This window comes from Escherichia sp. HH41S (genome assembly GCF_009820115.1).
Taxonomy (GTDB): Bacteria; Pseudomonadota; Gammaproteobacteria; order Enterobacterales; family Enterobacteriaceae; genus Escherichia; species Escherichia coli_F.
In genome coordinates this window covers 175,907-192,227 of the sequence record NZ_VNXE01000061.1, presented here as the reverse complement: position 1 = coordinate 192,227, position 16,321 = coordinate 175,907, and the positions used below count along the sequence as shown (strand labels likewise).

Annotated in this window: 10 protein-coding genes; 9 read left to right on the top strand and 1 reads right to left on the bottom strand. The window is 47.2% G+C overall.

Annotated elements, in window-relative coordinates; genetic code table 11:
• Positions 1 to 428 precede the first annotated feature (428 nt).
• The 9 genes from mdtM (at position 429) to iatD (ending at position 15,477) form a co-directional block, all read left to right on the top strand.
• Complete coding sequence (gene mdtM / locus FQZ95_RS10625; protein WP_160530171.1) at positions 429 to 1,661, top strand: multidrug efflux MFS transporter MdtM; 1,233 nt, start codon at positions 429 to 431, stop codon at positions 1,659 to 1,661.
• Between the two features lie 40 nt (positions 1,662 to 1,701).
• Positions 1,702 to 2,982, top strand: a complete 1,281-nt coding sequence (locus FQZ95_RS10620; RefSeq protein ID WP_001037418.1) for a DUF445 domain-containing protein — start codon at positions 1,702 to 1,704, stop codon at positions 2,980 to 2,982.
• A gap of 115 nt (positions 2,983 to 3,097) precedes the next feature.
• Positions 3,098 to 4,249: a double-cubane-cluster-containing anaerobic reductase gene (locus FQZ95_RS10615; RefSeq protein WP_105288102.1), complete on the top strand. Its 1,152-nt coding sequence runs from the start codon at positions 3,098 to 3,100 to the stop codon at positions 4,247 to 4,249.
• 9 nt (positions 4,250 to 4,258) lie between these two features.
• Positions 4,259 to 5,026 carry a putative 2-hydroxyacyl-CoA dehydratase activator YjiL gene (yjiL, locus tag FQZ95_RS10610; protein ID WP_088144641.1) on the top strand — a complete coding sequence of 256 codons (768 nt, stop codon included), beginning with the start codon at positions 4,259 to 4,261 and terminating at the stop codon, positions 5,024 to 5,026.
• Complete coding sequence (locus tag FQZ95_RS10605; protein WP_000657672.1) at positions 5,023 to 5,289, top strand: DUF3343 domain-containing protein; 267 nt, start codon at positions 5,023 to 5,025, stop codon at positions 5,287 to 5,289. Before yjiL ends, FQZ95_RS10605 begins: the two co-directional genes overlap by 4 nt.
• A gap of 308 nt (positions 5,290 to 5,597) precedes the next feature.
• Complete coding sequence (locus FQZ95_RS10600) at positions 5,598 to 7,679, top strand: pentapeptide repeat-containing protein (protein WP_160530170.1); 2,082 nt, start codon at positions 5,598 to 5,600, stop codon at positions 7,677 to 7,679.
• 259 nt (positions 7,680 to 7,938) lie between these two features.
• Positions 7,939 to 8,781, top strand: a complete 843-nt coding sequence (locus FQZ95_RS10595; protein ID WP_123057330.1) for an SdiA-regulated domain-containing protein — start codon at positions 7,939 to 7,941, stop codon at positions 8,779 to 8,781.
• Positions 8,782 to 8,847: 66 nt separating this feature from the next.
• Positions 8,848 to 10,026, top strand: coding sequence for an MFS transporter (locus FQZ95_RS10590; RefSeq protein WP_072651896.1), 1,179 nt, complete (start codon positions 8,848 to 8,850; stop codon positions 10,024 to 10,026).
• A gap of 210 nt (positions 10,027 to 10,236) precedes the next feature.
• Complete coding sequence (iatD, locus tag FQZ95_RS10585) at positions 10,237 to 15,477, top strand: inverse autotransporter IatD (RefSeq protein ID WP_105288104.1); 5,241 nt, start codon at positions 10,237 to 10,239, stop codon at positions 15,475 to 15,477.
• Positions 15,478 to 15,657: 180 nt separating this feature from the next.
• Here iatD and kptA read toward each other — a convergent pair whose 3' ends face one another.
• Complete coding sequence (kptA, locus tag FQZ95_RS10580) at positions 15,658 to 16,230, bottom strand: RNA 2'-phosphotransferase (RefSeq protein ID WP_105288105.1); 573 nt, start codon at positions 16,228 to 16,230, stop codon at positions 15,658 to 15,660.
• Between the last annotated feature and the right edge of the window lie 91 nt (positions 16,231 to 16,321).

The following is a 16,321-nucleotide window of genomic DNA, read 5'->3' as shown; positions in this document are numbered from 1 at the left end:
ACCATTCTCACCCGGCAATTTCCCATTCCCCGAGTGGCTTTCCAGGCTATTTTTATTCTTCTGCAAACGATACATTTTTCCGGAAACAGGCTCGTGTTTTTACATGTCCTGTACCCGGCAGATATTCCCCTTTCCACCGCGCTCTTTTGATTAACCGCAAATTTTAATTACACTTAAGGTGTATATTTTCTATGCAACCCATCAATTCAAGAGGTGTAATGTGCTGATGACTATTTGTAATCGTTATACATTCTGACCCGAAGTCAGAAAGTATTTCTCTGTCTGTGTGTTCACAGGCAGTGTGGTTGATTACATGAAATTCAGTACATTTGCAGTCTCGTTGCCCTTCTCACCTGCCTTTCGTCATTACCGACGGTATTGAATTTCGTTTTCCCCGTTGGGGTTCTCCGGACAAGGAGTTGTTTGTTATGCCACGTTTTTTTGCCCGCCATGCCGCCACGCTGTTTTTCCCGATGGCGTTGATTTTGTATGACTTTGCCGCGTACCTGTCGACGGATCTAATCCAGCCAGGGATTATTAATGTAGTACGTGATTTTAATGCCGATGTCAGTCTGGCCCCTGCTGCCGTCAGTCTCTATCTTGCTGGCGGTATGGCGTTACAGTGGCTGCTGGGGCCGCTTTCCGACAGAATTGGCCGCAGGCCGGTGCTGATTACCGGGGCGCTTATTTTTACCCTTGCCTGCGCCGCGACAATGTTCACAACGTCAATGACACAATTTCTTATCGCGCGTGCAATTCAGGGCACCAGTATCTGTTTTATTGCTACCGTCGGTTATGTCACGGTGCAGGAAGCGTTCGGGCAGACAAAAGGGATCAAGTTGATGGCGATTATCACCTCCATCGTACTGATTGCGCCAATTATCGGCCCGCTTTCCGGCGCAGCTCTGATGCACTTTGTGCACTGGAAAGTCCTTTTTGCCATCATTGCGATTATGGGTTTTATCTCATTTGTTGGCTTACTGCTGGCGATGCCAGAGACAGTGAAGCGCGGCGCGGTTCCGTTTAGCGCCAAAAGCGTCTTGCGCGATTTTCGTAATGTCTTTTGCAATCGGCTGTTCCTCTTTGGCGCAGCAACCATCTCTTTAAGCTATATCCCGATGATGAGTTGGGTGGCTGTCTCGCCGGTGATCCTTATCGATGCAGGCGGCTTAACAACTTCGCAGTTCGCCTGGACACAGGTTCCGGTGTTCGGCGCGGTGATTGTTGCGAATGCCATCGTGGCGCGTTTCGTTAAAGATCCGACCGAACCGCGGTTTATCTGGCGTGCCGTACCCATTCAACTGGTCGGCCTCTCGCTGTTGATTATCGGCAATCTGCTGTCGCCGCACGTCTGGCTGTGGTCGGTGCTGGGCACCAGTCTGTATGCTTTCGGGATTGGTTTGATTTTCCCGACCTTATTCCGCTTTACGCTGTTTTCCAATAACTTACCGAAAGGGACCGTCTCCGCATCGCTAAATATGGTGATCCTGATGGTGATGTCGGTCTCGGTCGAAATCGGCCGCTGGCTATGGTTTAACGGCGGTCGCTTGCCGTTTCATCTGTTAGCCGTTGTGACGGGCGTTATTGTCGTTTTCACCCTAGCGGGATTGCTCAATCGCGTGCGCCAACATCAGGCTGCCGAGCTGGTGGAGGAGCGGTGATTTTTGCGCGATCCTGCCGTCAGGCTCTATTCTTAACGTTATGAATAAACTCATCGAACTCAGACGCGCCAAAAGGTTGGCGCTCTCTTTACTGCTTATCGCCGCTGCTACCTTTGTCGTTACGCTGTTTTTGCCGCCCAATTTTTGGGTGAGCGGCGTGAAGGCGATTGCTGAAGCGGCGATGGTCGGCGCGCTGGCTGACTGGTTTGCGGTGGTGGCGCTATTTCGCCGCGTGCCGATTCCGATCATTTCTCGTCATACGGCGATTATCCCGCGTAATAAAGACAGGATTGGTGAAAATCTCGGCCAGTTCGTGCAGGAAAAATTTCTCGATACCCAGTCGCTGGTGGCATTGATTCGGCGTCATGAACCAGCGTTATTGATCGGTAACTGGTTTAGTCAGCCGGAGAACGCCCGCCGCGTCGGTCAACATCTGCTGCAGATCATGAGTGGTTTTCTTGAACTGACCGATGATGCGCGTATTCAACGCCTGCTTAAGCGCGCAGTCCATCGGGCGATTGATAAGGTCGATCTTTCTGGCACCAGTGCACTGATGCTGGAAAGCATGACTAAAAACGATCGCCATCAGGTGCTGCTGGATACGCTGATCGCACAGTTGATCGCCCTGCTTCAGCGCGATAAATCGCGCAAGTTTATCGCCCAGCAAATTGTTCGCTGGCTGGAGAGCGAGCATCCGCTAAAAGCCAAAATTTTGCCCACTGAATGGCTGGGCGAACATAGCGCGGAGTTAGTTTCTGACGCGGTGAATTCTTTGCTTGATGATATTAGTCGCGATCGTGCGCATCAGATCCGCCATGCGTTTGATCGCGCCACCTTCGCCCTGATCGACAAGCTGAAAAACGATCCGGAAATGGCAGCGCGAGCCGATGCCGTAAAAAGCTATCTGAAAGAAGATGAAGCTTTTAACCGCTATCTCAGTGAATTGTGGGGGGATTTACGGGAATGGCTGAAAGCGGATATCAACAGCGAAGATTCTCGTGTGAAAGAACGTATCGCACGAGCGGGTCAATGGTTTGGCGAAACGTTAATTGCCGATGATGCCTTGCGGGCGTCGTTAAATAGTCATCTGGAACAAGCCGCGCACCGCGTTGCGCCTGAGTTTTCCGCATTCCTGACGCGCCACATCAGCGATACGGTAAAAAGCTGGGATGCCAGGGATATGTCGCGGCAAATCGAGTTAAATATCGGCAAAGATCTGCAGTTTATTCGTGTTAACGGTACGCTGGTTGGCGGATGTATTGGGCTGATTTTATATTTGCTGTCGCAGCTCCCGGCCTTGTTTCCCCTCGGCAATTTTTAGAAATCCATGAAAAACTAAGTGGCTAACCGCGAGAGAGATCAAATAAACCACACTAAAAGAATGGTAATAATGTGGCCTCTTTTCATTATCTCCCGTGGTACGGGGAAGGAAAATCATGTCACTTGTCACCGATCTACCCGCTATTTTCGATCAGTTCTCTGAAGCTCGCCAGAAAGGCTTTCTCACCGTCATGGATCTCAAGGAGCGCGGCATTCCGCTGGTTGGTACCTACTGTACTTTTATGCCGCAAGAGATCCCAATGGCAGCCGGTGCGGTTGTGGTTTCACTCTGTTCCACCTCTGATGAAACCATTGAAGAAGCGGAAAAAGACCTGCCGCGCAATCTCTGCCCGCTGATTAAAAGCAGCTATGGCTTCGGCAAAACCGATAAATGCCCCTACTTCTACTTTTCCGATCTGGTGGTGGGTGAAACCACCTGCGACGGCAAAAAGAAAATGTATGAATACATGGCAGAGTTTAAGCCCGTTCATGTGATGCAATTGCCCAACAGCATTAAGGACGATGCCTCGCGTGCATTATGGAAAGCTGAGATGCTGCGCTTACAAAAAGCGGTAGAAGAACGTTTTGGGCACGAGATTAGCGAAGATGCATTGCGCGACTCCATTGCGTTGAAAAACCGCGAACGTCGCGCACTGGCCAATTTTTATCATCTTGGGCAGTTAAATCCTCCAGCGCTTAGCGGCAGCGACATTCTGAAAGTGGTCTACGGCGCAACCTTCCGTTTTGAAAAAGAAGCGTTGATCAATGAACTGGATGCAATGACCGCCCGCGTTCGTCAGCAGTGGGAAGAAGGCCAGCGACTGGACCCGCGTCCACGCATTTTAATCACCGGCTGCCCAATTGGCGGCGCAGCAGAGAAAGTGGTGCGCGCGATTGAAGAGAATGGCGGCTGGGTTGTCGGTTATGAAAACTGCACCGGGGCGAAAGCGACCGAGCAATGCGTGGCAGAAACGGGCGATGTCTACGACGCGCTGGCGGATAAATATCTGGCGATTGGCTGCTCCTGTGTTTCGCCGAACGATCAGCGCCTGCAAATGCTCAGCCAGATGGTTGAAGAATATCAGGTCGATGGCGTAGTTGATGTGATTTTGCAGGCGTGCCATACCTACGCGGTGGAATCGCTGGCGATTAAACGTCATGTGCGTCAGCAGCACAACATTCCTTATATCGCTATTGAAACAGACTACTCCACCTCAGATGTCGGGCAGCTCAGCACCCGTGTCGCGGCCTTTATTGAGATGCTGTAAGGAGTGGCAGTGGCATATTCGATTGGCATTGATTCCGGCTCAACCGCCACCAAAGGGATCTTACTGGCAGACGGCGTGATTACGCGCCGTTTCCTCGTTCCAACACCCTTTCGCCCGGCAACAGCAATTACTGAAGCCTGGGAAACTCTGCGCGAAGGGTTAGAAACAACGCCGTTTCTGACGCTCACCGGCTACGGGCGGCAACTGGTGGATTTTGCCGATAAACAGGTGACGGAAATCTCCTGTCACGGGCTGGGCGCACGTTTTCTTGCGCCAGCAACGCGCGGGGTAATCGACATCGGTGGTCAGGACAGCAAAGTGATTCAGCTTGATGACGACGGTAACCTGTGCGATTTCCTGATGAATGACAAATGCGCGGCGGGCACCGGGCGTTTCCTGGAGGTGATCTCGCGCACGCTTGGCACCAGCGTCGAGCAACTCGACAGCATTACCGAAAATGTCACGCCGCACGCCATCACGAGTATGTGTACGGTGTTTGCCGAATCAGAAGTGATCAGCCTGCGCTCAGCGGGCGTCGCGCCAGAAGCGATTCTCGCTGGAGTGATTAACGCGATGGCGCGGCGGAGTGCCAATTTCATTGCTCGTCTCTCCTGTGAAGCGCCGATTCTGTTTACTGGTGGCGTTAGTCATTGCCAGACGTTTGCCCGGATGTTGGAAACTCACCTGGGAATGCCGGTAAATACCCATCCTGATGCGCAATTTGCTGGCGCAATTGGCGCAGCGGTAATTGGTCAACGAGTGAGAAAACGCCGATGAAAGAGTTTTTATTTTTATTTCACTCCACGGTCGGCGTCATACAAACCCGCAAGGCGTTGCAGGCAGCGGGCATGACTTTTCGCGTCAGCGATATTCCCCGTGATTTACGCGGCGGCTGCGGGTTATGTATTTGGCTGACCTGTCTGCCCGGCGAGGAAATACAATGGGTGATCCCTGGGCAGACCGAAGCGATATATTGCCAGCAGGGCAGCAACTGGCAGTGCGTGGTGCATTACGACTCAGAAGCGTCAACCAGGCAATAAGATCTTTAAATATAACGCCCGGATATTTGGCTGCACATAATCCTGCATGAAGGAAGTTGTATTAAATATCTCGCCTGCTGTGAAATATTTCCCATCCACAAAATGAGCGATTTTTGATAGCACCTTGCTATTGCGCGTCTAAAATACAATAAACATTATATTATACTTAAAACATAATTATGCATAGAGAAATAAAATGATTACCGGGTGTGGTAATGATAAAGATAAGTTTCAGTGTGAAGCTTATCTTTACCCCCCCATGATTATTTTATATTTAGAAGAACATTTCACAATTCAAGGATAAAAATATGGGCTCCACATTTAACATATACGGCGATATTCTTCCAACACTCGACATGTATTCGGGACTAAAACCTTGCCATAAAAAAAGCAACCAACCATTTGACATTAACACGGAAATTGAAACCATACAAAAACAAATTAATTATGATATAAATCATTTGAATGATGGTTTTATTAAGCGTGTACTGAATGTTTTTATTCACCTTATCTCTAATCCCGACAATCTCGAATTAACCTTAAATCGATATTCATCAACAACAGAACAAATCATCGCCAAAACCAAAAGAAATGGTTTAAATGAGTTTGAAATTAACGATCTAAAAATAATATTTAATCGACAAGATGATAATGAAAGCGTATTAACTGTTTACCACAAAGATATAAGTCATAGTTGCAATGTTAAAACCGAGCAACTGCAGCAGTTTATTAAAATAATGGAACAAAAAGCGCAACTACCAATCTATATTGACAAGAACAATTTGAAAGAGAGCATTTTCTCTGTTTTGCGAAATGACCCACAGCACGTAGAAAAAGAGCAATACCTTCCCTTTGATAAGTTTTTAACACATGCCTGCAAAAGTTCAAATTCATTTGAAGTGAAATTAGATGCCACTCATCAATATCGACATCTGAATAACTTCATGATTTCTTTTGACCCAGTAGAAAGTCAATTAACCATACGGGATAATAATAACGAGACTGAAACTATCTCGTTGACAAACTTACAATGGGAAAATGTGCTGCAATACTACAGAGAAAATCACCAGCAGCCAAATATATCAGGATCACGAAATTTCACGGATAATAGAGATAAAATAAAAAATACAATATCCACCTCTGAAATTATAGAGTGCGCCTCTCCTGAAATAAGAAGTAGCGTCCTGAACGATCTTTATAGCATTGCTAATTTCCTCCCGGACAATAATCTGACACCAAATGAGAGCTGGAAAAGATTTTGTCATACATGTGAGCGCTTTTACGTTGCTCAGAAGAGTATCACTGGAGATAAGAGTGAACGCCTTACGCGAAAACTCTCTATCTCTGACGCAGAAATTACAATGACCTTCACGATAGGTGATGTTGTTATCAATACTATTAGCACTGCTATTCCTAAAGATTCAACGGGTCAACGGTGTATCAAAGGGTTGAATTTAGCGGGAATGGATTTAACCGGCATAGACTTGTCTAAAATGGCTCTAAGGAATGTCAATTTTAATGGCAGCATTCTTAGAAAAGCGGATTTCTCCGGTACGATCTGTGAAGGCGTGGATTTTACAGATTGTGATCTGCGTAATGCAAAATTCGAAAATGCCACATTAGAAAATAATGATTTTCGTAAAGTTCGCCACTTGACTTATGTAAATTTCAAAAACGCAAATCTACGAAACTGTAACTTCAGCGGAAAAGTTCTCACTGGCGTTAATTTTACTGGAAGTGACCTTAGTAATGCTTATCTTGAACACATAGATTTCACATCAGTCATTCTATATGAAACATCTGCAACATCTGCAACATCTGCAACATCTGATACTTCTAAAATACCTGAAATACCTGGAGCACCTAAAATACCTGCAACACCTCGAATACCTGGTACACCTAAAGTAATTCTTACTGGAGCAATACTAAATTATTCCGATCTATCGGATAAAGATCTTTCAGAATATGATCTTACTGGTACTGTCTGCATGTTTACCAATTTTACAAACGCTAATTTAACAAAATGCAAACTGTTTAATACAAACTTTTCTGCTGCAACATTTAACAATACTAATTTCACTGGTACAGAAGGTTCTAATATTCTATTTAACCATGCATGGTTGTTCAATACGATATTTATAGATACAATTTTTAAAAATGCCTGTTTTTTCAATGCCAAAGTGAATAATGTTTCTCTTAAGAGTGCATATCTTTACAATGATAATATCGATAAAAAAGCCAATGACAGTACCGATAAACAAGACAAGAACAGTACCGAGCAACAGGACAGTAACAGTTTTAATCAAGCCCGTTTAAAGAAAGAAGTGAATAGCAGTTTTTCCATTCCGGGTTTAACGTCTTATCAGCCAACGTATATAGTTGACGAATAGTTCAATAATCACCCAAACAGAGTGAGTATGGCAGAGGATATAAATTGTTAACCGCCTCATCTATCATTCATGGATGAGGCGCATTTATCAGTCGATGTAAGCTGAAAATGTTCCGCCATCCAAAGACAAACGCCGCAACTCCCCTGCGGCGTTTACTATTTCATCGCCCCGCGTTAAGAATTCATTAAGCTTCATCCGTATACTCCTTATCTGTCGCACTGAATTTGACGAGAAAAAAGCAATAATAAGGAGCAACAAGTTGAAAAAGCGCATCACCTTTATCGTTTTTCTTTGCGCCATCGTGGCGGTAAGCCTGTTTTTTGTGCAATCCTGCGTCCGTAAAAGCCAGCATGTCGCAGGGTTTCAGAATTATCAGGCCACTATCGATGGTAAAGAGATTACAGGAGTAACTAAAAATATCTCCTCACTGACCTGGTCTGCGCAGAGCAATACCTTGTTTAGCACTATCAACAAACCTGCAACCATCGTTGAAATGACGACCGAGGGCGATCTGATCCGCACCATTCCGCTCGATTTCGTTAAGGATCTCGAGACGATTGAATACATTGGTGATAATAAATTTGTCATCAGTGATGAACGTGATTATGCCATTTATGTGATTTCACTTAACGCTGATTCGGAAGTGAGCATCCTCAAAAAAATTAAAATCCCATTGCAGGAAACGCCAACCAACTGTGGCTTTGAAGGGCTGGCTTATTCCTCTCAGGACCATACCTTCTGGTTTTTTAAAGAGAAAAATCCGATAGAGGTCTACAAAGTTACCGGGCTATTGCGTAGCGATGAGTTGCATATCAGCAAAGATAAAGCGTTGCAGCGTCAGTTTACTTTGGATGATGTTTCTGGCGCGGAATTTAACCCACAAAAAAATACGTTGCTGGTGTTGTCACATGAGTCACGCGCCCTGCAGGAAGTGACCGTGACAGGTGACGTTATCGGCGAAATGTCGTTAACCAAAGGCAGGTATGGCCTTTCACACAATATCAAGCAGGCGGAAGGGATAGCGATGGATGCCAGTGGCAACATCTATATCGTTGGCGAACCCAATCTTTTTTATCGCTTTACGTCGACAAAATCACAATAACAGTCTGGCAGGCTCGCCTTTTTTGTTATTAAATTGTTAACTCAATTAATACAAATCAGGCAGAACATGAATTCGACATCGCATCCTGTAGAACGTTTTTCTTTCAGCACCGCGTTATTCGGGATGCTGGTTCTGACCTTAGGTATGGGTTTAGGCCGCTTTCTCTATACGCCTATGCTGCCAGTCATGCTAGCGGAAGGCGAGTTTTCCTTTAGCGAACTCTCGTGGATCGCCAGTGGTAACTATGCCGGGTATCTGGCGGGGAGCCTGCTGTTTTCATTCGGCGCGTTTCATTTGCCCTCACGCCTGCGCCCATTCCTGTTAACTTCCGCCCTCGCAACTGGATTATTAATCCTCGCGATGGCGTGGTTGCCGCCGTTTCTTCTGGTTTTCATCATTCGCTTTCTGGCAGGGGTCGCCAGCGCCGGGATGTTGATTTTCGGCTCGACGCTTATCATGCAACATACCCGCCATCCCTTTGTTCTTGCGGCGCTATTTTCTGGCGTTGGCGTCGGTATTGCTCTGGGTAATGAATATGTACTGGCAGGCCTGCATTTTTCCCTCTCTTCACAAACGTTGTGGCAAGGTGCCGGGGCACTTTCTGCCATAATATTGCTTGTTCTGGCGCTGCTCATTCCGTCGAAGAAACATATTATCGCGCCAGCGCCATTGGCAAAAATCGCGCAACAACCCATGAGCTGGTGGTTACTGGCGATTTTGTATGGTCTGGCGGGTTTTGGTTATATCATCGTCGCCACCTACCTGCCGCTCATGGCGAAAGACGCGGGCCAGCCTGTGCTGACGGCTCACCTTTGGACACTGGTTGGCTTGTCGATTGTCCCAGGTTGTTTTGGCTGGCTATGGGCAGCCAAACGGTGGGGAGCATTACCTTGCCTGACCGCAAATTTGCTGGTGCAGGCTGTCTGCGTGCTGTTAACCCTCGCCAGTAGCTCTCCTTTATTACTCATCATCAGCAGTATTGGTTTTGGCGGCACCTTTATGGGGACGACCTCGCTGGTGATGACCATCGCCCGCCAGCTTAGCGTGCCGGGAAATCTTAACCTTTTGGGCTTTGTGACACTCATTTATGGTATCGGGCAAATTCTTGGCCCGGTGCTGACCAGCATGCTCGGCAACGGAACGTCGGCGCTCGCCAGTGCCACGCTCTGTGGCGCAGCTGCGCTATTTATCGCAGCGTTAATCTGCGGGATGCAAATATTCAAAATACATACGAATTACTCTTAGTTGATTTAATGAATTTAACTTTTCAGTACAGCACGTAAAATAACTAAAACCCCCTTGTTCTTTGGCGGTGCTCAGCCACCGCCACTATTATTCATGGTTTAGCAAATTTACGGCTAATTCATTATTTCTGGTCATATTATAGTCAGGATCGTTTTATACCTCCGTGCTAGAAAAAACACGTTTAATTCTGTTTTTTCACGGAAGGTCACTATGGCTTCGACAAATGCGCAGCAAATAAAAAATAATGATCAAAACTCTTTATGCGGTCTGGGTGACAAAATACGCCGCCTGGCCGCCGGAGTTTGTTTATTCACACAAATTTTTTTCCCCGTCATGGTGACTGCACAAAATGTGGTACACGCTAAACCCCAGATGACAGTTTCATCTCCTCCCCCTCTTACAGAAAATAAAACCGTACCTTACACGCTTGGCGCGCTGGAATCAGCGCAAAGTGTTGCTGACCGGTTTGGTATTTCACTGGAAGAGCTTCGTCGTCTTAATCAGTTTCGTACTTTTGCCCGCGGCTTTGATAACGTGCGTCAGGGTGAAGAACTGGATGTTCCGGCAACAACCTCGCAGAGAAGTCATGAGCTACAAAATGCCGTATCACCGGCGAATGCCGAAAACACTCTGGAGAATCAAATAGCCAGTACTTCACAGCGAGTTGGCACTCTGCTTTCACAAGATATGAATAGTGAGCAGGCGAGCAGCATGGCGCGTGGTTGGGCGTCTTCAGAAGCCTCTGGCACGATGACTGATTGGTTAAATGACTTTGGCACCGCGAAAATCTCTCTGGGCGTGGATGAAGATTTTAGCCTGAAAAATTCGGAATTCGACTTCCTGCATCCATGGTATGACACACCCGATTATCTGCTCTTCAGCCAGCATACTCTTCACCGAACGGACGATCGCACCCAGATCAACACCGGTTTAGGCTGGCGTTACTTCACCCCCAGTTGGATGTCAGGCATCAACCTGTTTTTTGATCACGACCTGAGCCGCTATCACTCCCGCGCGGGACTTGGCGCAGAATACTGGCGTGACTATCTGAAGTTGAGCAGCAATGCTTATATCGGCCTGACCGGCTGGCGTAGCGCACCAGAATTGGATAATGACTACGAAGCCCGCCCGGCTAACGGCTGGGATTTACGCGCAGAAGGCTGGTTACCTGCCTGGCCGCATCTGGGTGGAAAACTGGTCTATGAACAATACTATGGCGATGAAGTGGCGCTGTTTGACAAGAATGATCGTCAAAGTAATCCCCATGCTATTACCGCAGGCCTCAACTATACCCCCTTCCCGCTTCTGACTCTCAGTGCAGAACAGCGTCAGGGGAAACAAGGTGAAAATGACTCACGGTTTGCCGTTGATCTGACCTGGCAACCCAGCAGCTCAATGCAGAAACAGCTTAACCCGGACGAAGTGGCCGGACGGCGCAGTCTGGCCGGTAGTCGTTATGACCTGATTGATCGCAACAACAACATCGTTCTGGAATACCGCAAGAAAGAGCTTATCCGCCTGAGTCTGCTGGACCCAGTGAAAGGGAAATCGGGAGAAATAAAACCGCTGGTTTCCTCGCTACAGACCAAATATGCCCTGAAAGGCTATAAAATCGACGCTGCTGCGCTGGAATCTGCTGGAGGAAAAGTCAGCACTTCCGGAAAAGATATCACGGTCACGCTGCCTGGTTACCGCTTCACTAACACCCCGGAAACCGATAATACGTGGCCGATAGACGTTACCGCTGAGGATGTAAAAGGTAATCTGTCACATCGTGAGCAAAGCATGGTCGTCATCCAGGCTCCGGCATTAAGCCAGAAAGATTCTCTGTTATCCGTTAATCCGCTAACCCTGGCAGCAGATAAAAAATCGACTACCACATTGACTGTGACTGCGCACGATTCCGACGGTACCCCGGTTCCGGGGCTGGCACTGCAAACCCGCAGTGAAGGTGTTCAGGATATCACTCTGTCTGACTGGACAGATAACGGGGATGGTAGCTACACACAGATGCTGACTGCAGGAACGACTTCAGGTTCAGTAACACTGACACCGCAACTTAACGGTGAGAGTGCGGTAAAAGAATCCATCGTCGTTAATATCGTCCCTGTTGTCTCATCCCGCGACCATTCTTCAATATCCATAGATAACATATTGTATTATGCCGGAGACGACATCAAAGTCAGGGTAGAACTGAAAGACGACAAAAATAAACCGGTTGAATATCAAGAAGACGCGTTGGTAAAAGCCGTCACTGTCGAGAACAGCAAACCTGGCGCCACGGTTGTCTGGCACGAAGAGCATCCGGGCGTTTATGCAGCGAATTATCCGGCCCATAAGCAAGGAGCAGCCCTGAGGGCACAACTTAGCCTTCACAACTGGAATACTCCTCTGCAATCGCATATTTATAATATCGAAGCAAACCAGAATAAGGCTCACGTCGCCACATTATCCGCAACGAATAATGACGTTTACGCCGATAAAAAGACGTTTAATACCATCACTATTAACGTCACTGATGAGAGTGATAATCCCCTGAGAAATCATCAGGTCACCTTTAAGAATGAGAAAGGAAGCGCGGAATTTGTAGAACCGACGCAGCAAAATACTGATGCACATGGTGTTGCCACAATCAACATGATAAGTCAGGTTGCGGAAGAAAATACGATTAGCGCTACGCTGCCAAATGGTTCTACTCAACGGGTAACTGCGAAATTTGTTAGCGATTCGAATACGCCAAAACTCAAACAACTGGTTGCCGCGCCAGATACCATTAGTGCTGGTAATAGCCAGGGTAGTACCCTGACCGCCACCGTCACAGACTTTCATAACAACCCGTTAAAAGATATGAAAGTGAATTTTGTGGCACCAACTGACTCGCAACTGGACAACACGACCGCCACAACTGACCAGTCCGGGATTGCGCGGGTGCACCTGACCAGTTCAAAAGCAGGTAACTATACCGTCGATGCCTCGCTTGAGGCGGATAAAAATATTCACCAGTCGGTTACGGTTACCGTGGTCCCAAACAGGGAACAATCGGTAATTATTTTGAATGCCGGATCGGGCAGTACGATTGCTAACAATACAGATACCGTTACCCTGACTGCCAGTGTGAAAGATGTTTATGGACACTCACTACCGGATGAGGATGTGAAATTTACCTTGCCAGCATCTATGACAGGGAACTTCACGCTAAGTAGTGACACCGCTCGCACCGATTCAAACGGCAATGCCGTGGTCACATTGCGAGGCACAAAAGCGGGTGAGTTTACAGTGACGGCGACACTGAGCAGAAATAATACCAGTGCTAATCAGCTAGTCTATTTTATTGGGGATACAAGCAGCGCGCAGCTCCAGCCGCTGACTGCCTCATTATATACCATAGTTGCTGGCAACAGTACGGGGAGTACCCTGACAGCAACGATCCTGGACGCTTACCAAAATCCGCTTAAAGACCAACAGGTCACTTTCCAGAGTAACGATGTCACACTAAGCGGAACAGAAGTCACCACCAATACGCAGGGTCAAGCGACGGTAATAATGACCAGCAATATTGCCGGACAACATAACGTAGTGGTGAGCCGGAAAGCGCAATCATCCGATAATAAAACGTTTAGTTTATCAGTGCTCCCGGATGAAAGTTCGGCGAAGATAATAAGTATAACCGGAGCCGAAAAAACGATAATGGTTGGCGAAAACATCACGCTACGAATACACGTACAGGATGCGTTTAATAACGTCATAGCCGGTCAACGCGTCAGATTAAGTGCGCTGCCAACCGCTAACATTACGATAGACGATACGGCTTACACCGATAATAACGGCTATGCGTACGTTAACCTTATCAGCACCCAGCCTGGGGTCTATCAGGTGACAGCATCGCTGGACAATAACAGTAGTCGTAAAGTTGACGTGAGTGTGGCAAAGGGCAAACTCGAGTTAACATCATCGAAGCCAGAAACCACGGTCCATAACAGTGAAGGTATTACACTGACCGCAACGGCAAGAAATATTCAGGGTGAATTGATGCCGGGGCAAATTATCACCTTTAGCGTAACACCTGATGGTGCAACGCTAAGCAATACAGGGGAAATCCTGACTGATCAGTCAGGTCAGGCCAAAGTGACGCTGACCAGTGACAAAGTCAATGTATATACCGTTACGGCCACAATGGGCAAAGACGTTCCCGTTCAGAGCCAGGTGACGGTTGCGGTTAAGGCTGATGCTACAACGGCACATGTTGTGAGTGTAGTGGCTTCTCCTGACACCATAATCGCCGACGGGGTTGATAGCAGCACCATCACTTCACGAGTAGAAGATGATTATGGATTCCCGGTTGAAGGTGTCGACGTTAGTTACAGCTTAGACACCAAAGGCAGCCCGGTGATTAATAATCCAACTACGCGTACCGATCAGTCCGGGCAAGTCACGGCGACAATAACAGGTACATTGGCAGAAGCTCTAATTGTCAATGTTCAGGTCCCTGGCACAGTCCACAAATCCGCAGCCATTACATTGATTCCTGGTACGGCAGATGAAAGTAAATCAACATTGAAATCTAGCGTTAGCTCTTTTATGGCTGACTTCCAGGAGAGCGCGACACTTACGTTAATATTGCAAGACAAGTACGGTAACCCGATAGTGACGTCTGATCATCTGGAATTTGTCCAGTCAGGTGCCTACGTGAACCTCCTGAAGTTGAGCAATATTGATTACAGCCAAAGAAATTATGGCGAGTACACCGTCACTGTCACTGGCGGCGTAGAGGGCAGAGCGACTCTCATTCCTATGCTGAACGGTGTTCATCAAGCAAACTTAAGCATATCACTGGATCTTGTCCGCTCAATAAAAGACATGCACGGTCATGTAACAGTCAACAACCATACCTTCACAACGGCTACATTCCCCAGTGAAGGTTTTATAGGGGCGTACTACACACTTAATGATGACAACTTTGAAGCGGGTAAAACCGTTAGTGATTATATGTTCACAAGTTCACAGAGTTGGGTGTCTGTCGATGCTTCAGGTAAAGTTTCTTTCACAAATACCGGCGACCAAACTTCAGTCGTAATAAGCGCTGTTCCCAGACAAGGAGGTACAACCTACCAGACATTAATTAAGCTGAAAGGCTGGTGGGTGAATCATGGGAATCAAACCAATATCTGGCTAACTGCCAATGCGTTCTGCAACGCGAAAAGTGATGGATATAATCTTCCTGGCGTCGCACATTTAACGTCTGGCGAAAACAAACGCACGTTGGGATCGCTATATGGTGAGTGGGGGAACGTTGGGGAGTTTTCCAGTGATTCGCAATTTACCGCGGGTGCTTACTGGACCAATCAACAGGATGATTACAATAGACACGTCTATGTGCAGATGCTGACGGGCAGGATTGGAAGCGACGCAGATTCCAGCGCTCAACTAACTGCCTGCCGTAAATCACTTTAATTTCTGAAGTAGTTATTAAAGGATACCCTTTTGCGAGGGTATCCTTTCAGACTCATGACAAAAGCCAAATTGCCTGATGCGCTACGCTTATCAGGCTTACACTATCTCTCTAATATATTGAATTTTTATGCTTTTGTAGGGAGCGCAAGGCGTTTATGCCGCATCTGGCACGAGCAAACATTAATCAGCTCTTTTCTTCGGGCACTCAAGAAACTCAACAGCAACCGTTGATGTCAGCCAGACCCCGTTTTCCGCTTGCCAGAAAGGGATGCCTCGTTTCGCCATTTCCTGTGCTTTGACGGTTAAAATAACCGGCAATCCGTGTCTTGCTCCCACTTTGCGTGCCGTTGCTTCATCAGCAGAGAGATGCACGTAATGACGCTCTCCTGGAATCAGCCCTTGTTTTTTTATCTCGTCAAGAAAGCGGCTTGCCGTACCGTGGTAGAGAAACTGTGGCGGTGTTTTTTCGGCAAAGGCAATGGCGACCTGCGAAGTCGAATGCCCCTGAACCGCGCGAATGCACCTACTATCACTGGAATAACTAAAACGCTTTTTATCGCTGGTGGCGACAACGGTATCCAGTAATGCACGGGTTAACCGCTTACCTGCTTTTTGTGCACAAAGTATGAGCTTATCAATATCCGCCCATCCTTCACGGTCAAGTACGATACCAATCGCCTCCGGTTTATGTCGGAGAACAAAACTTAAAAACTTGCTTGTATCCGCCAGCTCTTTTTCGTTGTACTTTACCATCGCGTTTTCGTCCCTGGATTTTCCGTTTTTATTTACTCACGTCATTGTCACTGGATTTATGAATTTTCTGCAACGAAATCCTTCGCAGCAT